Genomic DNA, 20,463 nt, shown 5'->3' with positions numbered 1-20,463 from the left:
CAACAAAATAGATAAAATATTATCCATATCATTTAAAATACAAATTGTAATCCACATGTTAAGGAAAACTGTATGGAGGATTGATGTCGTATGAGAGGATTAGTATGGGAAACCGCTGAAGAACTGGATTTGAAATTAGCGCAGCGGGTGAGAAATATCCGTCGGAGACGGTCGATATCCCAGAAAAAATTAGCGGATATGAGTGGGGTTAGTTATGGATCAATCAAGCGTTTTGAAACAACGGGACAAATATCTCTGGTTAGCCTTACAAAATTAGCTATGGCATTGGATATTGCGGGCGATCTGCGGAATGCGTTTACACAGATTCCGTATCAAGATATTCAGGAGGTTATCAATGAAAACAAATAAAAGTATAAATGTTTTATGGGATGATTGTCTTGTAGGAGTATTAGCAATGACACCGGATCGGAGTGTTGCATTTCAATATAGTGATCAATGGATAGAACGGGGGATATCGATCAGTCCGTTTTCTTTGCCGGTAAGCAGTAAGGTGTATGTGCCGGAAAAAACATATTTTGGCGGATTGTTTGGTATATTTGCAGACAGTCTTCCGGATGCTTGGGGAAGACTTTTGCTAAATCGGCTTCTTCAGCAGAAAGGCAAGAATCCAGATAGTTATACAGTATTAGATAGATTGGCAATAGTGGGAAATTCAGGAATGGGAAAGCTTGTTTATGAACCGCAGATAGAGATCACTCAGGAAAAAAGAATGGATGATCTGGATGAATTAGCAGGGCAGTGTCAAAAAATATTGAATACCGAATATTCTGACAAACTGGATGAATTATATCAGTTGGGCGGAACAAGTGGTGGTGCTCGTCCAAAGATTATGACGGAGTATCAGGGAAAGGATTGGATCATTAAATTTCCGGCTCATGTGGATGGAAAAAATATAGGCAGACAGGAGTACGAGTATTCGTTGTGCGCTAGGGAATGTGGGATTACCATGAGTGAGACAAAATTGTTTCCGTCAGAGAATTGTGATGGATATTTTGGAATACAGCGATTTGATCGGGAGAAAGTTGATGGGAAAATTAAGAGAGTTCATGTGGCAACGGCTGCAGCTTTGCTGGAACTGGATTATGAACAACCAAGTCTGGATTATCATAGTTTGATGAAGTTGACACAGCTTTTGACTGCAGACGATCATGAGCAGAGAGAGCAGATGTATCGTCGTATGTGTTTCAATGTGTTTGCACATAACAGGGATGACCATTCTAAAAATTTTTCCTTTTTGTATGATGAGGGATCAGATCGTTGGAAATTAAGTCCTGCTTATGATCTCACATATAGCACTACTCACTTTGGCGAACACACGACAACCGTGGATGGCAATGGAAAGGATCCGGGATTTAAGGAACTTGTCAGGGTAGGAGTACAGGCGGGAATGTCAAAGGATAGTTGTGAGGAGATTGCGCAGAATGTACAAAAATGTGTACAACAAATGTTGGGAGAATATATTTCCACACGATAATTGCTGCGGTTTGCAATTACGCTAAAATGTGCATAGGGCGTAACAGATCAAAATGTGCTTTTTGTCCCCGTTTAGTTTATAATCTTATAGTTTATGTTGCATTTCTTGGCATAGTTTAACACTTGCGAGTTGCTTTTCACATACAGGGTTACATGTTTGCAATCCTCAAAAAGTCTTTTGTAATGGAGCTTAAGCTTTTTGTCTGAAATAATTACGGTTTGCAGACGATCACATAAACGGAATGCGGAATCGCTCATGCTTTTGGTTCCTTTGGGAACGCGGTAAGTGGTAGAAATCCGTCCTCTTGGATAAAGCAACAGTCTTTTTTGCTGTTTATCGTATAGAATGCCATCAATACTTTCTAAATATGGATTACTTTTCGCAACTTTTATTTTTTGCAATTTTTTACTTAACAATGACGACGAATCATCAAAAATATTTTCATCGCCGAAGGTCATTTGATATCCACGAAAATTTTTCCCGAAAGAAACGGACTCTAATGAATCACATCCTTCAAAAAAGTATTTACTGATGTACTTAATGCGGTTTGGCATTTGAAAGGTTCTCAAACTTTTGCAATTTTGAATAGGGCTTGATCCGGGATTATTTGGATAATTTTCCATAGAATTGCAGTTTGAACCGCTTTCAAATTTAATATCATATAAATTAGTGCAATTTTCAAAGGCTCCACCGCCAATTTTGACAACAGAAGCCGGGATAGTTATTTGTTGTAGGCGTTTGCAATCTTTCAATGCAAAATCTCCGATTTTTTTGACGCTATTTGGAATAGTTATTTTTGTTAAAGACTGAAAGGAAGCAAATGCAGCAGAATTAATCGTTGTAATGCCATCTTTGATAATGATCTTTTCGGTTTTGGTAATTAGTTCGTTTGCCGCATGTCGACCTTTTGCCGTAGAATCTAACGAAAAACTTCCAATGTTATATCGCTGTCCATCATCCTTATCCATTTGTGAGTCTGCATCAATAATTGCTGCAGACTCACTGTTGGTGCCTCCGTTTCCGGTTATGATCAGAGTGTGTGTCTTGCGGTTATATTTCCACAACGAAGAATCAGTTGCCTGTATACGAATGTACTTTTTGGTGATTTTGGTTTGTGGTGCCGGGGTATCGTTTGGCATAGTTGGTTCTGCAGAAGCTTTATTTGCAGCGGTAGCTGTAATCTTTGGAGTTGGCTGATGTTTAGATGTCATGGCAAGTTTTTTGGTTGACTGCGTGGGCGCAGCGAGAATTGCATACAGCATTCCGCCTAAAAGCAATAAAATAGTTATGGATAATACCAATGGAAAAGCAATCTGTCGTTTCATTATTTTCCCCTCCTCGCTGCCAAATAGTTTTTATGAACTACACAGCATTCTTCTTATATCGAACTTCAATATAGTGTTTTCTTAATTTTCACTATACTAGACAAGTGAATGGGCGTCAATCAATATTTTATAATAAAATTTGATGGATGAACGGTTGGAAGACTGTGAATACAGTGGTGCAGAAGGTCTTGTTTCACTGCGCCTGCTCCATTCGCTTTAACTCCGGTAAAACAATAGAGAGCATGGTAATAAAGCAGATGCCGCCACCGATAATATTGGAGACTGGTTCTGCAAGAAATACGCCATCTGTTCCCATATGGAAGGCAAATGGCATCAGATAGGTTAATGGCACTACGATAATTACTTTACGAAGCAGGGAGAAAAATATTGCCTGCTTCTTTTTATTCAGTGATTTGAACACAGTCTGTCCCATGTATTGCAGATCCATAAAGATAAAAGCGGCAAAATATTGCTTGAGTGCGGGGATAGAGTCCTGTACTAAATTATGGTCAGAGCTGAACACACGGATCAGTGTCCCAGGAACGAGGATGATGAGACACCACATGACAGCGGTATAACTCAGTATCATGATGCTCATTACCAGTCCTGATTTACGGACACGAGACGGGCACCTGGCTCCGTAATTGTAGCTTAGGATAGGAGAGGCGCCTTCGTTGATCGCATAGATAGGAGTTTCCACGAGTTGGCGTACGCTGGATATGATCGTCATGACGGAGATGTAAATATCGCCACCTGTGATGGAAAGTACGTGGTTACAGCAGATCGATACAAGACTGTTGGTAAGCTGCATGATAAAACCTGCCGTGCCGAGGCTGACAATATTTTTGGCGTAACCAAAACAGCCGCGAAATTCGTATTTCCGCAGAAGACGTACTTTTAATTCCGCTTTTCGCATCAAAAAATATAAAACAAATGCGGCAGATAGAAATTGCGAGATCGCCGTTGCAATAGCGGCACCTTCGACACCCAGTCCAAGCACAAAAATAAACAGGGGATCGAGCAGCAGGTTAGCGGCAGCGCCGACAGCCACAGAGGACATGCCGATCAGGGCGTACCCTTGTGCATTGATAAATGGATTCATTCCGACAGCAATCATGGATGGCAGTGTGCCGATCAGATAGATCATTATGTACGGCTGTGCAAAGGGAAGTGTATCCGCAGAAGCACCAAATAACACTAGCAGAGGTCTGGCGGTCAAGAGTCCAACGCTCATGAGGACAATCGCACCAAAACACAGCATAGTAAAGGAAGTATTCATAATCCGACCTGCCTTGTGTTCCTCTTTCTGACCGCGGTAGATCGAGAAGAGAGGGGCGCCTCCACCGCCAAACAGATTGGCGAACGCTGTGATGATCGTAATTACCGGGAAACAAAGTCCGACAGCTCCAAGTGCTCTTGTTCCAACGTCCGGGATTCTTGAAATATAAATGCGGTCCACTATGTTGTACAGTAGGTTCAGTATCTGAGCAATCAGCATTGGAAGAGCAGCACCCAGTATGTTTCTTGTAACCGTTCCGTTTTCAAAGTCTATTCGTTTCATATAAATCAGTCCTATACTATGTAAATTTTCGATATTAAGTATAACAACTGCTTGCTCAGATGTAAAATGTTCAATGCCTAGGAGCAAATAATATCGACAACAACCCATGGTTGTGGTACACTTACAAAAACGACTACAGAGGTGAGACGACTATGATTACTATTATTGACTACGATGCGGGCAACCTTCGCAGCGTGGAAAATGCACTGCAATTTTTGGGAGAAGAGGCAAAGATCACACGAGATCCACAGGAAATCCTGAAAGCGGATAAGGTCATTCTTCCGGGTGTAGGTGCGTTTGGCGATGCGATGGAAAAACTACATAAATACAATTTGGTATCTGTGATTCGTGAGGTAAATGAAAAACAGATTCCGTTTCTGGGCATCTGCTTAGGACTGCAGTTGCTTTTTGAGGAAAGCGACGAGACGCCGGGCGTAAAAGGACTTGGTGTATTGCCGGGCAAGATCAAGGCAATTCCGCCGAAAAAAGGCTTCAAGATTCCACATATGGGGTGGAATTCTATTCAGATCAAAGAGGGAGCAAGACTGTTTCAGGGGATTCCACAGGATGCATATGTATATTTTGTTCATTCCTATTATTTACAGGCTGCAAGAGAGGAAGACGTGGCGGCAACAACCGAATATATCGTACCGATCCATGCTTCGGTAGAAAGCGGCAACACATTTGCGTGCCAGTTTCACCCGGAGAAGAGTGGAGATATTGGATTACAGATATTGAAGAACTTTTGCAACCTTTAACAGAATGGAGAGTCGATAATTATGTTTACCAAGAGAATTATTCCATGTTTGGATGTAAATAATGGACGCGTGGTCAAGGGAGTTAATTTTGTGGATCTGAAAGATGCGGGAGATCCGGTTATTGTTGGAGCAGCATACGGACAGGCTGGTGCGGATGAGCTTGTCTTTTTGGATATTACGGCATCCTCGGATGCCAGAGCAACAAAGCTTGATATGGTACGCCGTGTTGCAGAAACCGTCTTTATTCCGTTTACGGTTGGCGGCGGGATCCGTACCGTGGAAGACTTTCGTCAGGTGCTCAGAGAGGGAGCGGATAAGGTGTCGGTCAATTCGGCCGCGATCGCCAATCCAACCTTGATCTCAGAGGCAGCACTAAAGTTTGGCAGCCAGTGCGTGGTTGTGGCAATTGATGCCAAGAGAAGACCGGATGGTGGCTGGAATATTTATAAAAACGGTGGCAGAGTTGATATGGGCATTGATGCGGTAGAATGGGCGATGAAGGCAGACAAATTAGGTGCCGGAGAGATCCTGCTTACCAGCATGGATTGCGATGGAACGAAAGATGGCTATGATCTGGAGCTGACCAAGATCATTTCGGATAATGTATCAATTCCGGTAATCGCATCGGGCGGTGCGGGCAAGTTAGAGCATTTTCGCGATGCCTTCACGGAAGCGGGAGCAGATGCGGTATTAGCGGCTTCGTTATTCCATTATAAAGAGCTGGAGATCAGAGAAGTGAAGGAATATTTACGAGATCAGGGCATTAGTGTTCGATTGTAGGAAGAGCATAGAATGGAGAGTACCAATGGCAATGATAACCAATGACTGGCTTGATGCGGTAAAGCCGGAATTTAGCAAGGAATATTATAAAGATCTGTTTTGTTTTGTGAAAGACGAATATAGCAAGTGTGTTGTGTATCCGCCTGCAGATGACATTTTTAATGCGTTCCATTTTACGCCTCTTTCCAAAGTGAAAGTTCTAATATTAGGACAGGATCCATATCATAATGTGCACCAGGCACATGGACTTAGTTTTTCGGTGCCACAGGATCAGCGGGAGATACCACCGTCGCTGCAAAATATATATAAAGAATTGCACAATGATCTGGGCTGTGATATCCCGGACAACGGATACTTAAAGAAGTGGGCGGATCAGGGAGTACTATTATTGAACACAGTGTTGACGGTGCGGGCTCATCAGGCAGGTTCCCATCAGGGCAAAGGCTGGGAACAGTTTACAGATGCAGTCATTCAGGCAGTTAATGCACAGGATCGGCCGATCGTTTATATGCTTTGGGGCAGACCGGCACAGAGCAAGATCCCGATGTTGACCAATCCGAAACATTTAGTACTGAAGGCTCCGCATCCAAGTCCATTGTCTGCATACCGCGGCTTTTTTGGATGCAAACATTTCAGTAAAGCAAATAGTTTCTTAGAGGAGCATGGTATCGCACCGATCGACTGGCAAATTGAAAATTGCCATTGATGTGTGCTATAATGAGCGAGAAACATTACTACCAACAGGACGGGAGGTTCTGGGATTATGAATTTAAGTGACGCAGAGAAGAAAGCAGTAGTTTCTGCAGAGGCACAATTACCGGACGATTTTGTGTTTGGTTTAGATATAGGAACGAGAAGTATCGTGGGGACGGTCGGTTATAGACAGCCTGACGGTCATTTTGTCGTTGTGGCACAGGCCGCAGTGCAGCATGAAACAAGGGCAATGTTAGATGGTCAGATCCATGATATTGGTAAAGTAGCAGATACGATCCGTTCTGTGAGTGATCAATTGGAACAGCTGACGGGCAAGAAGTTAAATAATGTATGTATTGCTGCTGCCGGTCGTGTATTAAAGACAGTAGAGCAGGAAGCGGAAGTTACCTTTGCGACAGAGACTGTTGTGACGACAGAACATGTGTATTCGCTTGACATGCTTGCGGTAGAAAAGGCACATGAGACATTGCGGCAGTCTGATAACAGTGGACTCAAATATTATTGTGTCGGTTACTCGGTCATGCGTTATTATCAGAATGATTATTCGATTACGAATTTGGAGGGGCATAAATGCTCTAAAATACGTACAGAGTTGATCGCAACATTTTTACCGGAAGAAGTTGTGGATGGATTGTATGCAGCCGTGGAACGTGCAGGCTTACATGTCGAAAATCTGACGTTAGAGCCAATTGCTGCGATCAATATTGCAATACCGGAACGTTTTCGCTTGTTGAATATTGCATTGGTTGATGTTGGAGCGGGAACTTCTGATATATCGATCACGAAAGATGGCAGTATTATCGCCTATGGCATGATACCTGCGGCAGGTGACGAATTAACAGAATGTATTGCCAAACATTATTTGGTAGATTTTCAGGAAGCAGATCGCATAAAGTGCGAGAGTACCGAGCAGGAAGAAGTAGAATTTCAGGATATTATGGGACTGCCGATGACAGTAAAGTCTTCAGATGTTGCAGAGGTTGTTCGAGAAAATGTGCAATCGATCACAAAACAGGTTGCAGAGAAGATCATAGAATTAAATGGAGATAAGTCAGTAAGTGCGGTGTTTGTTGTCGGAGGCGGCGGTAAGATCACAGGATTTACAGAATGTCTGGCAGAGTATTTGGGAGTGGCAAAAGAAAGGGTTGCATTGCGTGGTTCGGAAGTGCTTCGTGAGGTTACGTTTCTGCGTCAGGATTTAGAGATAGATTCTCTGCTGGTTACACCGATCGGTATATGTATGAATTATTATGAGCAACGTAATAATTTTGTGTTCGTCTCTGTGAATGGGGAGCGTATTAAGCTTTATGATAAGGGAAATCTTACGGTTATAGATGCTGCGCTTCAAAAAGGGCTTACGAATGATAAGGTATTTCCACAGCGAGGCGATGCAGTTGCCTATTATGTACAGGGAAACTTACGTATGCAGCGGGGAGAGCCGGGAGAATCTGCGGTTATCCGCGTGAATGGAGAGGAAGCTTCCATTGCAACGCCAATTCATCAAAATGATGTGGTAGAAATTGAAGTATCGACGAAGGGAAAGCCGGGAAGCATAGAGATACAAGCACTGCCGGAGTACAAGAGTGCGATTTCTTTCTATGTCAATGGCACCAAGGTCGACTGTCCTTGCTTTGTCTCTGCAAACGGGCAATTGGTATCTGCGTATTATGAAATTCAAAATGAAGATAAGATTGAGATATTGCCATATTACACATTGGAACAGCTGTTAGACTTTATGGATATTGCTGCGGAGGGGGAAGTACTTGTCAATCATGTTCCGGCAAATCTGCAGACAAAGGTATATGAGAATTTCACGGTAGATTGCCAAATAACGGACAAGTTTCATGAGACGGAAGCTGTGCCGCAGGAATCCATGGGCAGCAGTGATACGGCAGCTATAGACCGATCGCACGAACCGATGCCTGTCAGTGATACAACAGAGATAGCTCCATCACAGGAGCCAAGGAACGTCAGTGCTACGACAGATACAGACCGATCGCACGAACCGATGTCTGTCGGAGATACGACAGATGAAAGTCAATCGTCAGAAACGGTAAACACAGAGAATATCACAGATGAGCAGCAGAGTCAGAGCTTTGATCCGGAGAAAGATTTTGCAATCACGGTGAACGGCGAACCTTATGCGTTGCGTGGAAAGACACATTACATATTAGTGGATGTGTTAGATATTTACCCGATTGACACCAGTAAGGCGCATGGCGATTATATGGAGATTAAGATAAATGGTATGGATGCAGAATTCAGCCAGCCTTTAGCAGAGCACGATGCCGTTATCCTGCGCTGGGTTACCCGTTAGGACTTTAGTAACTCTGGGCGTAAAGTATGCGGTGGAGAAAGGAATGTAGTAATATCATGAAAGTTTGCAGTATAGCCAGCGGAAGCAGTGGAAACTGTATTTATGTCGGCACAGAGAAAACAAACATATTGATAGATGCCGGCATTAGCCGGAAAAGAATTGTGGAGGGACTACACAGTATTGGCGTCGAACCGGAGCAGTTAGACGGCATTTTTGTGACACATGAGCATTCAGATCATATTCAAGGAATACCCATGATGGCAAAGCAATTTGAAGTGCCGATCTATGCAACGGGAGGCACATTAGATCAAATCTGTGAAAAGGATAAAAAAAATGTCGTAAAAAGAGAAAATCTATTTCAACTTTATGCAGATCAACCGGTAGGAATGGGTGATATGCAGATCATGCCATACAAAATGTCACATGATGCTGCTGATCCGGTATGTTATACTGTGGAAGCAGACGGGCAAAAGGTCAGCATGGCAACCGATCTGGGGGTGTACGATGACTACATTGTAGATCATTTAGAGGACAGCGATGTGTTGCTGATTGAAGCAAATCACGACATCAGTATGTTGGAGGCAGGACATTATCCGTATCCGCTCAAGCGTCGTATTTTGGGAGAATGGGGACATTTGTCCAATGAGGACTCCGGACGGCTGTTATGCAGTTTGATGGGGGATCATTTGAAATATGCATTTTTGGCACATTTATCCAAAGAGAACAATTATCCGGCATTGGCATATGAAGCGGTACGATGCCAGATATGGGAGGAAATGGGCTCTAAAGAAGTTCCATTTCAGTTACAAGTAGCCGAGAGGGACAAGCCATCACAGCTTGTTACAATATAAAAAGACATACAGATCATGTATGGAAATGGAGGACATCATGAAAAAAACAGTAGTAACCGTAGTAGGTAAAGATAGTGTAGGGATCATTGCAAAGGTATGCACATATCTGGCAAACAACACCATTAATATTTTGGATATCTCACAGACGATCGTGGGTGGCTTTTTTAATATGATGATGATTGTAGATCTGGAAGACTGCGCCAAAGAATTTGGTGTCGTTGTTGATGAATTAGAGCAGATCGGGGAAGAAATGGGCTGCGTTATCAAGGCACAGCGTGAAGATATTTTTGACAAAATGCATCGTATTTAATGACAGAAATGGAGGATACTATGATTAACATACATGAGGTTTTAGAAACCAATGATATGATAGAAAAAGAAAATCTGGATGTGCGTACAATTACGCTGGGCATTAGCTTGCTTAGCTGCTGCGATAACGATTTGGATCGTTTGATCGACAAGATATACAATCGTATTACAACGGTTGCAAAAGATCTTGTCGAAACAGGAAAGGCAATCGAGAAAGAGTTTGGTATTCCAATTGTAAATAAAAGAATTTCGGTAACTCCGATCGCTTTAGTTGGTGCATCCGCATGTAAAACACCGCAGGATTATGTGCGTATTGCACAGACTCTGGACAAGGCAGCCAAAACGGTAGGTGTCAACTTTATCGGTGGGTATAGTGCCCTGGTGTCTAAAGGAATGACGAAGAGTGATGAACTTTTGATCCAGTCGATCCCAGAGGCTCTTGCAACAACAGATTTTGTCTGCAGTTCCGTGAATTTGGGATCTACAAAGACCGGAATTAATATGGATGCAGTAAAAATGATGGGCGAGATCATTTTGCAGACGGCAGAAGCAACCAAAGAGAAAGACAGCATTGGCTGTGCTAAATTAGTTGTATTTTGTAATGCGCCGGATGACAATCCGTTTATGGCGGGTGCTTTCCATGGTGTTACGGAGGCAGATGAGATAATTAACGTTGGTGTCAGTGGACCGGGTGTTATGCGCAAGGCATTGGAGTCCGTTCATGGAACAGATTTTGGAACGCTTTGTAATACAGTCAAGAAGACAGCGTTTAAGATTACACGTGTTGGCCAGTTGGTCGCAAGAGAAGCATCAGAGAGACTTGGTATTCCATTTGGAATCATTGATCTTTCTTTGGCTCCGACTCCGGCAATTGGCGACAGCATTGCAGATATTTTCGTGGAAATGGGTCTGGAAAAGGCCGGTGCACCGGGAACGACAGCAGCATTAGCGTTGTTGAACGATCAAGTGAAAAAGGGTGGCGTTATGGCTTCCTCTTATGTAGGTGGATTAAGTGGAGCCTTTATTCCGGTCAGCGAGGATCAGGGAATGATCGATGCAGTGACGGAGGGAGCTTTGACCTTAGAAAAATTAGAGGCAATGACTTGCGTATGTTCTGTAGGTCTGGATATGATCGCTATACCTGGCGATACCAAAGCGACAACGATATCCGGCATCATTGCGGATGAGATGGCGATCGGTATGGTCAACCAGAAGACAACAGCAGTTCGATTGATCCCGGTTATTGGCAAAAAAGTCGGAGAAACAGTTGAATTTGGTGGATTGCTTGGCTATGCACCGATAATGCCGGTGAATTCTTTTGATTGTGAAGAGTTTATTAATCGTGGTGGACGCATCCCGGCACCAATTCACAGCTTTAAAAACTAAGCGGTAAGTGACAAAAAGAATCATGTGTATGAATTGTGCCTGATGATCCCGGATTTAGGGATTGTCAGGCACATGGAGGATTAGAGTGAATAATAAAATAAAATCGGCAGATAAAAAAAGACTGCCCTTATGGTCCAAAATATTGATCGGTATTCTGATCGCTGTTATTTTGCTTGGAGGGATCGCATATGGCGTATTTACGTATTATTACCATCAAATGAATATCAAGGGATTAGAAGATAATGATACCCCGGCTGCAAAGGAATATTTTGATACCGATGAAAATACCGGTAATTTGGAAGAGTTGGATCCGAATAGTATTCATTTAGATAGTGCAGAGAGCGTCTCTACCAACAAAGATGTTATCAATATTTTGTTGTGTGGTGAAGAGAGTATTGGTGGTGGAAGAGGTCGCACAGATAGTATTATGATCGCTACGATCAATCAAAAGGACAATCAGCTTAAGCTAACTTCTATTATGCGTGATTCGTATGTGCAGATACCGGGATTTTCGGACAATAAGATCAATGCGGCGTACCATAATGGTGGTATGAAAACTTTGATCAAAACGATCAAGAAAAATTTTGGTATTGCTGTAGATGGTTACGTATTGGTTAATTTTGATTCATTTCAAAAAATTGTGGATGCTGTTGGTGGCATTGATATTACGCTGGACGAACAAGAGGTCAAATACTTAAACAGTACAAATTATATATCAGACACATCTAACCATACGTTGACGGTTGGTAAAAATCATATGAACGGGAATCAAGCCCTTGGTTTTGCACGTGTGCGTTATGTTATGCGTGATGGAGAATGCGGTGATTTTGCAAGAACACTTCGGCATCGTACGGTCATGACAGCACTTTATAAACGTGTGATCGACAAGTCAACACTGGAACTGGTTGCTATGATACCGAAGATCCTGCCGATGCTTACGACCAATATCAAAAAAGAAGATCTGGTCAACTATATTGCGATGGCAGTACAGGTGCGGGATCAGAACAAAAAGATCTATACGCTCAATGTTCCTGTGGAGGGCGGGTATAAGATCACTCGTGCCAGAAAGATGTCGATCATTTTGCCGGATCCGTTGTCTAAGAGTGTCAATAAAATGCAGAAGTTTATTTATGGTAGTACACTCGCAACCAAGGGGGAAAAAGAAGAGGGTGCCAATATTACGGTTGGTCAGTAAAAATGCATGAGAGATGCAGAATGATCCGGATTGAACAATTGTATACAATTATACATTGACGCAAGTATACTTTTGTGATATGATGTGCCGAGGCGAGCTTGTGCGGATTCGACAAGATCTCACCAAAAGAGTAATGGGAATCAATGAAAGGAGAATGACTATGTCATTAGAATTATCAAAGAAAGCAGCAGCAGTTAAGCCGTCATCCACGTTGGCAATCACTGCTAAGGCAAAGGAATTAAAGGCACAGGGCAAAGATGTAGTAGGATTTGGTGCAGGTGAACCGGATTTTAATACACCGGAAAATATCTGCAATGCTGCTATTGATGCGATTAAGAGTGGCTTTACGAAGTATACGCCTGCTTCTGGAACAAATGAGTTGAAAGAGGCAATTTCTAAGAAATTCAAGAGCTTTAACAATCTGGACTATGCACCGGATCAGATTGTGATCAGTAATGGTGGCAAGCATTCTTTGACAAATATATTTACAGCATTGATCAATCCGGGCGATGAAGTGATCATTCCGGCTCCGTTCTGGTTGAGCTATCCGGAGATCGTAAAGCTTGCAGGAGGTGTTCCGGTTATTGTAAAAACAACCAAGGAGCAGAACTACAAGTTGACCGTAGATGATCTTAAGGCTGCGATCACAGACAAGACCAAAGCTCTTGTATTAAATACACCAAATAACCCAACCGGTATGTTGTATACAGAGGAAGAGCTTCGTGCAATTGCAGAAGTTGTTGTTGCAAACGATTTCTATGTAGTTGCTGATGAGATGTATGAGAATCTCGTTTATGGCGAGCAGAAGCATGTCAGCATTGCATCTCTTGGCAAAGATATTTATGACAGAACAATCACTTGCAGTGGTGTGGCAAAGAGCTATGCGATGACTGGCTGGAGAATCGGTTATACCGGATCTTCCAAAGAAATTGCGAAGATGATGGGTAGTGTACAGAGTCATCAGACTTCTAATCCAAACTCCATTGCACAGAAAGCAACCGTAGAAGCATTAAACGGCCCACAGGACTCTGTTGCAGCAATGCATGATGAATTTGATAAGAGACGCAAATACATGTATGAGAGAATCCAGAAGATGCCGCTTGTCAGCTGCATCGAGCCAATGGGTGCATTTTATGTATTTGTTGATGCCGGTGAAGTATTAGATAAGTCTTACAAGGGTGAGAAAGTCGGTACGGTAGCACGCATGGCAGAGATTTTGATCAATGAGTATAACACCGCAGTTGTACCATGCGCTGACTTTGGTTTTGACGATCATTTGCGCTTGTCCTATGCAATCTCTATTGAGCAGATCGAAAAGGGCCTGGATCGTATCGAAAGTTTCTTAAAAGGTTTGGAATAAATGAAACGAATCAAATACATTATTATTATGGCAGCAGTCCTAGTGACTGCTGTCTGTTTTATGATCACATTTTCAAGAAAGAACCAGGCGGGTAAACCGGACCAAGTGTCAGAAGCCTCTTTTGTGTTTGCAGATAAAGCAGAATCCGAGGGGGATTATAGCTATATTGTGCAGCAGGATACGTCGGGAGGTGCATTATTCGGTATTTACCGCACCGATAGCAATGGTGTTGAAAAAGTATATGAAAAGCAATTCTCACATCCGACGATTTTTTGGAAGTATGGCGCGCGAGTGTATATTATACAAGATATTCATGAGAAAAAGCAGATACAGACAACGGTTTACGAGGTATCGGATCCGCAGAAACCTGTGGAAGAGCAAACCTATGAGCAGCAAGGCAGTTTGGTGGGAACCAACCTGTCGGGAGAATATCTGTGGGTTGTGACTAAACAAAAGGACAAGCCGTCTGCCGTAAGTCTATATTTGGGATGCAGGACAAGATATCGGTTATACGCTGCCCGGTGGCAGCTTAAAGAGCCAAAGAATTCGCCAAAGACGAAAGAGGATACCGTCAATGGAGATAAAGCATTGCAAAAAAATAAATGGTATCAACAAGTTCAAGGATCAGATCATACATTAGTTCCTTATGATAGAGATTTAAATTTGCAGGTGAATATAGACTTTGGGAAAGAAGTGACTTTGTGCATGCGATCAGATACCGGAAAGCAGCAGTCCAAAATATATCCTCAAAATCGACCGCAGGAAAATGTGATCGTGGATAACCGACGCGGTTATATTGGATTATGTGTGTGGAATCCGGAAAAATCGACGTATCGGTATGTTTTATTGAATTATAATGCCGCGATAGGGTTTAAGGAAGTGTGGCACAGTGAACAATATGAGACGCCGGTGCTTGGACAGATACGTGCCAATGAGTTGTATTTATTTGCACACGGCACAGGAAAAATACAAGAACTGCCACTCTAACGTTTTTGTCAGAGTGGCAGTTCTTGAAAGAAATCATATATTATGATAAATATTATAAGCGGTCAGCAATATTATAGATCAGCTTTTCACTTTCATCCCATCCAAGGCAAGGATCTGTGATAGATTTGCCATAAACACCATCACCGATCTTCTGGTTGCCCGGTTCAATATAGCTTTCGATCATAACACCTTTGACTAATTTCTTGATCTCATCTGAAACATTACGGTTGTGTAATACTTCATAAACGATCCTTGGCTGCTCATAGTAGCACTTATTAGAATTTGAATGGTTAGCATCAACGATGCAGGCCGGATTCATTAGGTTAAGTTTACTGTACATTTCTGCCAGACGGATCATATCTTCATAATGATAATTAGGCTTGCTCTGATCGTGTTTATTAACGGCACCGCGCAAAATAGTATGTGCATACGGATTGCCATCTGTCTTAACTTCCCATCCGCGATACATAAATGTATGACTTCCCTGAGCAGCGATACAAGAGTTAAGCATAATGCTGTAAGTACCACTGGTTGGATTCTTCATGCCACAAGGAATATCAATACCGCTGGCGGTCAGACGATGCTGCTGATTCTCTACAGAACGTGCACCAATGGCAACATAAGATAAGATATCAGAAAGATATGGCCAGTTTTCAGGATAGAGCATCTCATCTGCTGCAAATAAATGAGTTTCAGCGATAGAGCGAAGATGCATCTTGCGCATAGCGATCAGACCTTCAGCAAGATCGGGTGCTTTTTCCGGATCCGGCTGATGAACGATTCCTTTATAACCCTCCCCGGTAGTACGAGGCTTGTTGGTATAGATTCTTGGAATGATAAGGATCTTATCCTTAACTTTATCCTGAACCTTTGCCAAACGGCCAATATAATCACATACAGAATCTTCGTTGTCAGCAGAACAAGGACCAATGATTACTAAAAATTTGTCAGACTCACCGGTAAAGACTTTCTTAATCTCCTCATCTCTTTGTGCTTTTAACTGTTTGTGGGCTTCCGGAAGTGGATATTCGCTTAATAGCTGCTCCGGTGACATCACTTTTTTTACATAGGTTTTTCCCATATTTTTCCTCCTTCTGCTTTGACATTTGCTGCAAAGCGTATTTTATTTTGTTGTTTTTGGCAGGACAAATAGTTTGTCAAATCTGCCATTCATAGTCACACAATTTCTTATTCTAAAATAAGTCGTGTAAATCGTCAATTGAAAATTTGCGGGTTTCGTGGTTGAAAATGACAAGATTTGCTCGTCTTTCCGCCATTTTACAGGCTATTTCCTACATAAATGGTAAGAAATAAAATTTTATTGAGAAAAATGATCAAATAGCGGTTCAAATGAGAAAATATACTTATTTATATCGATCTTTTATCGTAAAAAGCGTGTAAATTCGACAAAATCTACATTGAAATTCTTTACTTTTTGGATGCTTAGTGATAAAATATCTCACAGAATTCATAAATTAAGGAGGATAATTCAAAAATGGCTAGAGCAAAACAGTCTATGGATGGAAATACCGCTGCAGCACACGTGGCGTATGCCTACACAGAAGTAGCAGGTATCTATCCTATCACACCTTCCAGCCCGATGGCAGATTCTGTTGATCAGTGGTCTGCAGCAGGACAGAAGAACATCTTTGGAAACACAGTTAAAGTGGTAGAAATGGAGTCTGAAGCAGGTGCAGCAGGTACCGTACATGGTTCCCTTGCAGCAGGTGCACTTACAACTACATTTACCGCATCTCAGGGTCTTTTACTTATGATCCCTAATATGTACAAAATCGCTGGTGAGCAGTTACCTAGTGTATTCCACGTATCTGCACGTACCGTATCTACACATTCTTTGAATATTTTCGGTGATCACAGTGATGTATATGCTTGTCGTCAGACAGGTTTCGCAATGTTAGCAGAGACAAATCCACAGGAAGTTATGGACTTAAGCCCGGTAGCACATCTTGCTGCATTAGAGGGTAAAGTACCTTTCATCAACTTCTTTGATGGTTTCCGTACATCCCATGAGATTCAGAAGATCGAGAAATGGGATTATGAAGATCTGAAAGATATGTGTCCTATGGACGCAGTTGAAGAGTTCCGTGCACATGCATTGAACCCAGAGCATCCGGCAGCTCGTGGTACTCACGAGAACGGTGATGTTTTCTTCCAGCATCGTGAGGCTTGTAACAAGGCTTATGATGAACTTCCGGCAGTTGTTGAGAAGTATATGAAGAAAGTAAATGAAAAATTAGGTACAGACTATGATCTGTTCAACTACTATGGTGCAGCAGATGCAGACCGTGTTATTATCGCAATGGGATCCATCTGTGACGTAGCTGAGGAAGTTATTGATTACTTAACAGCTAAGGGCGAGAAAGTTGGTTTGATCAAAGTTCGTTTGTATCGTCCATGGTCTTCAGAGGCAATTCTTAAGGTAATTCCTAAGACTGCTAAGAAGATCGCTGTACTTGATCGTACGAAAGAGCCTGGTTCTCTTGGTGAGCCATTGTACCTCGATGTAGTTACTACTCTTCGCGAGGCAGGATTAAATGATATCGTGGTAACAGGTGGTCGTTACGGTCTTGGTTCTAAAGATACTCCTCCTTCATCTGTATTTGCAGTATACAAAGAGTTGGAGAAGGATGCTCCTAAGGCTCGTTTCACAATCGGTATTGTCGATGATGTAACAAACTTGAGCTTGCCAGAGGTTAAGCCGGCTCCTATCACATCCGCACCTGGTACAAAAGAGTGCAAGTTCTGGGGTCTTGGTGGAGATGGTACAGTAGGTGCTAATAAGAACTCTACAAAGATCATTGGTGACCATACAGACAAGTACATTCAGGCATACTTCCAGTATGACTCTAAGAAGACCGGTGGTGTTACCATTTCTCACTTACGTTTTGGTGATAACCCGATCAAGAGCCCATACTACATTAACCAGGCTGACTTCGTAGCATGCCACAATCCTGCATATGTAACACAGGGTATGAAGATGGTACAGGATGTTAAGCCGGGCGGAGTATTCATGATCAACTGCCAGTGGAGTGATGAAGAGTTAGATCATCATTTGAACGCAGAGGCTAAGAAATATATCGCTGATAACAACATTCAGCTTTACACGATCAACGCGATCGATAAGGCAATCGAGATCGGTATGGGTAAACGTACTAACACGATCTTACAGTCCGCATTCTTTAAATTAGCAGACGTTATGCCGATCGATGAAGCTGTTGAGTTCATGAAGCAGGCAGCTAAGAAGTCTTATTCTAAGAAGGGTGACGCTGTCGTAGAGATGAACTACAAGGCAATTGATGCCGGTGTTGACGCTGTACACAAAGTAGAAGTTCCGGATTCTTGGAAAAATCCTACACCAGATGCTCCAGCTAAGGAGAAGACAGGACGTAAAGAGGTTGTTGATATGGTCAACAAGCTTCTTGAGCCGATCTCCAAGATGGATGGTGACAGCCTTCCGGTATCCGCATTTGCTGATATTGCAGATGGTCAGTTCGTAACAGGAGCTTCCGCTTATGAGAAACGTGGTACTGCAGTAACCGTTCCAGTATGGGATCCGGATACATGTATTCAGTGTAACAACTGTGCATTTGTATGTTCTCATGCAACGATCCGTCCATTCTTGCTGAGCGAGGATGAGGTGAAAGCAGCACCTTCTAATATTAAACTTTCCGATACTAAGCCAAAGGCTGGAGAATATAAGTTCACAATGAGCGTATCTCCTTTGGATTGTATGGGATGTGGTGAGTGTATCACAGTATGTCCTAAGGCAGCTGATGGCGCTATCAAGATGGTACCTCAGGAGTCTCAGGCAGCTGAGCAGCCGGTATTCGACTACTTAGTAGCTAATGTTGGTAAGAAAGACAGCGGATTCGCTGACACAACACCTAAGGGAAGCCAGTTCAACCAGCCACTCCTTGAGTTCTCAGGAAGCTGTGCAGGTTGTGCAGAGACTTCATATGCTAGATTGATCACACAGCTCTTTGGTGAGCAGATGTACATCTCCAATGCAACAGGATGTTCTTCTATCTGGGGTAACCCGGCAGCAACTTCTCCTTATACTGTAAATAAGGATACGAAGAAGGGTCCGGCTTGGTCTAACTCCTTGTTCGAGGACAACGCAGAACATGGTCTTGGTATGTATGTAGGTCAGAAGTACTTACGTGATCAGGCTATCGAGAATGTAAAGGCTTGTGCAGAGTCTGATAAGGCACCTGCAGAGTTGAAAGCTGCATTCGATGCATTCATGGAGACGAAAGAAGATACAAAGGCTAACGTAGCAGCTACAGATGCTTTGGTTGCTGAGTTAGAGAAAGCAGCAGCTGCCGGATGCGAGAACGCTAAGGCTGCACTTGCTAAGAAAGATTACCTCGGTAAGAAGTCCGTATGGATCTTCGGTGGTGATGGATGGGCATATGATATCGGTTTCGGTGGATTAGACCATGTATTAGCATCCGGTGAAAACGTAAACGTTATGGTATTCGATACAGAGATGTATTCTAATACAGGTGGACAGGCTTCTAAGGCTTCTAATATCGGTGAGGTTTGCCAGTTTGCAGCAGCCGGTAAAGAGATCGGTAAGAAGTCACTTGCTGAGATCGCAATGAGCTATGGTTATGTATATGTTGCTCAGATCGCACTTGGTGCTAACCCTGCACAGGCTGTTAAGGCAATTGCAGAGGCAGAGGCATATCCGGGACCATCATTGATCATCGGTTATGCACCATGTGAGCTTCACGGAATCGCTAAGGGTGGTATGAACCACTGCCAGGATGAGATGAAGAAAGCAGTGAAAGCTGGTTACTGGAATCTCTTCTCCTTCAATCCTTCCAATAAGGCTGAGGGCAAGAATCCGTTCACATTCACATCTGAGAAGGGTGTAAACTTCGACGATTATCAGGCATTCCTGAATAACGAGGCTCGTTATACTCGTCTGATCAAACCATTCCCAGAGCGTGCTGACAGACTCTTCAAGGAATCTGAGGAAGCTGCAAAGGCTCGTTATGAGCACTTACAGAAGTTGGTTGAATTATACAAATAATTTGTAATCATCCAAATAAAATAAAGAGGGCGTCTTCTTCGGAAGGCGCCTTTTTCATTTTACATTTATGATCTCAAATTTCGCACATCAAAAATTATCATGCTGTCACGTATTGCTTATTATGTCAGAATACTAAGTATTTTGCAGCCACAACATAGCGATTTCTGCCAGCAGAGAACTATAGTAATTGCCTTGCCGCATTTTCGTTTTTTGTGATTTCTGGATTTTGTTGTCTCTGATGATTGATTTACATGCCCTTCGGAAACTCGAAGTCCCGGAAGCAAGGTAATCATCATTTTTGAAAGGGACTTTGCGCTCGTCGTTACTTATGTCTCGTATTTCAGAGACATTAAGTAACGTGACGTA

Annotated in this window: 16 protein-coding genes and 1 pseudogene; 13 read left to right on the top strand and 4 right to left on the bottom strand. The window is 42.7% G+C overall.

Annotated features, from left to right (window positions below):
• Positions 1-90: 90 nt before the first annotated feature.
• Complete coding sequence (locus tag DW981_RS05770) at positions 91-369, top strand: helix-turn-helix domain-containing protein (RefSeq protein ID WP_022025951.1); 279 nt, start codon at positions 91-93, stop codon at positions 367-369.
• A complete protein-coding gene (locus DW981_RS05765; RefSeq protein ID WP_118507070.1) occupies positions 356-1,495 on the top strand; it encodes a type II toxin-antitoxin system HipA family toxin in 1,140 nt (379 codons plus the stop codon). Before DW981_RS05770 ends, DW981_RS05765 begins: the two co-directional genes overlap by 14 nt.
• Before the next feature lie 71 nt (positions 1,496-1,566).
• Here the strand turns inward: DW981_RS05765 and DW981_RS05760 are convergent, their stop codons facing one another.
• Together DW981_RS05760 and DW981_RS05755 are read right to left on the bottom strand one after the other, a co-directional pair.
• A complete protein-coding gene (locus DW981_RS05760) occupies positions 1,567-2,820 on the bottom strand; it encodes a leucine-rich repeat domain-containing protein (RefSeq protein ID WP_118507069.1) in 1,254 nt (417 codons plus the stop codon).
• 193 nt (positions 2,821-3,013) lie between these two features.
• Positions 3,014-4,381: an MATE family efflux transporter gene (locus DW981_RS05755; RefSeq protein WP_118507068.1), complete on the bottom strand. Its 1,368-nt coding sequence runs from the start codon at positions 4,379-4,381 to the stop codon at positions 3,014-3,016.
• A gap of 152 nt (positions 4,382-4,533) precedes the next feature.
• Between DW981_RS05755 and hisH the strand changes: the two genes are divergently transcribed.
• The 10 genes from hisH to DW981_RS05705 all read left to right on the top strand — a co-directional run bounded on the left by hisH (position 4,534) and on the right by DW981_RS05705 (position 15,038).
• A complete protein-coding gene (hisH, locus tag DW981_RS05750) occupies positions 4,534-5,139 on the top strand; it encodes an imidazole glycerol phosphate synthase subunit HisH (protein ID WP_022025956.1) in 606 nt (201 codons plus the stop codon).
• Between the two features lie 21 nt (positions 5,140-5,160).
• A complete protein-coding gene (gene hisF / locus DW981_RS05745; protein WP_118507067.1) occupies positions 5,161-5,919 on the top strand; it encodes an imidazole glycerol phosphate synthase subunit HisF in 759 nt (252 codons plus the stop codon).
• A gap of 25 nt (positions 5,920-5,944) precedes the next feature.
• A complete protein-coding gene (locus tag DW981_RS05740) occupies positions 5,945-6,625 on the top strand; it encodes a uracil-DNA glycosylase (RefSeq protein ID WP_022025959.1) in 681 nt (226 codons plus the stop codon).
• Between the two features lie 57 nt (positions 6,626-6,682).
• The gene (locus DW981_RS05735) at positions 6,683-8,950 is read left to right on the top strand and encodes a cell division FtsA domain-containing protein (RefSeq protein WP_118507066.1); all 2,268 of its coding nucleotides are present in this window, start codon (positions 6,683-6,685) and stop codon (positions 8,948-8,950) included.
• A gap of 26 nt (positions 8,951-8,976) precedes the next feature.
• Positions 8,977-9,801 carry an MBL fold metallo-hydrolase gene (locus tag DW981_RS05730; protein ID WP_347474513.1) on the top strand — a complete coding sequence of 275 codons (825 nt, stop codon included), beginning with the start codon at positions 8,977-8,979 and terminating at the stop codon, positions 9,799-9,801.
• A gap of 37 nt (positions 9,802-9,838) precedes the next feature.
• On the top strand, positions 9,839-10,111 hold the full coding sequence (locus DW981_RS05725; protein WP_022025962.1) for an ACT domain-containing protein: 273 nt from the start codon (positions 9,839-9,841) through the stop codon (positions 10,109-10,111).
• Between the two features lie 20 nt (positions 10,112-10,131).
• A complete protein-coding gene (locus DW981_RS05720; protein ID WP_118507064.1) occupies positions 10,132-11,496 on the top strand; it encodes a PFL family protein in 1,365 nt (454 codons plus the stop codon).
• Positions 11,497-11,581: 85 nt separating this feature from the next.
• Positions 11,582-12,691: an LCP family protein gene (locus DW981_RS05715; RefSeq protein WP_022025964.1), complete on the top strand. Its 1,110-nt coding sequence runs from the start codon at positions 11,582-11,584 to the stop codon at positions 12,689-12,691.
• Between the two features lie 160 nt (positions 12,692-12,851).
• Complete coding sequence (locus tag DW981_RS05710; protein ID WP_118507063.1) at positions 12,852-14,051, top strand: pyridoxal phosphate-dependent aminotransferase; 1,200 nt, start codon at positions 12,852-12,854, stop codon at positions 14,049-14,051.
• Positions 14,052-15,038, top strand: coding sequence for a beta-propeller domain-containing protein (locus DW981_RS05705; RefSeq protein WP_118507062.1), 987 nt, complete (start codon positions 14,052-14,054; stop codon positions 15,036-15,038). It abuts the gene before it with no gap.
• 52 nt (positions 15,039-15,090) lie between these two features.
• Here DW981_RS05705 and DW981_RS05700 read toward each other — a convergent pair.
• Positions 15,091-16,122, bottom strand: a pseudogene (locus tag DW981_RS05700) (3-deoxy-7-phosphoheptulonate synthase); the annotation flags it as partial.
• A gap of 411 nt (positions 16,123-16,533) precedes the next feature.
• Here DW981_RS05700 and nifJ point away from each other — a divergent pair.
• Positions 16,534-20,097 (top strand): pyruvate:ferredoxin (flavodoxin) oxidoreductase, encoded by a 3,564-nt coding sequence (nifJ, locus tag DW981_RS05695; protein WP_118507060.1) that lies wholly within the window; start codon positions 16,534-16,536, stop codon positions 20,095-20,097.
• A gap of 132 nt (positions 20,098-20,229) precedes the next feature.
• On the opposite strand, the gene DW981_RS15335 is transcribed toward nifJ, so the two are convergent.
• Positions 20,230-20,463 (bottom strand): hypothetical protein (locus DW981_RS15335; RefSeq protein WP_207663985.1); only part of this gene is annotated, 234 nt, incomplete at its 5' end.

The organism is Clostridium sp. AM49-4BH, assembly GCF_003478335.1.
Classification (GTDB): domain Bacteria; phylum Bacillota; class Clostridia; order Lachnospirales; family Lachnospiraceae; genus Butyribacter.
The sequence above is the reverse complement of the archived record's forward strand: the minus strand, read 5'-3'. Positions and strand labels throughout refer to the sequence as shown.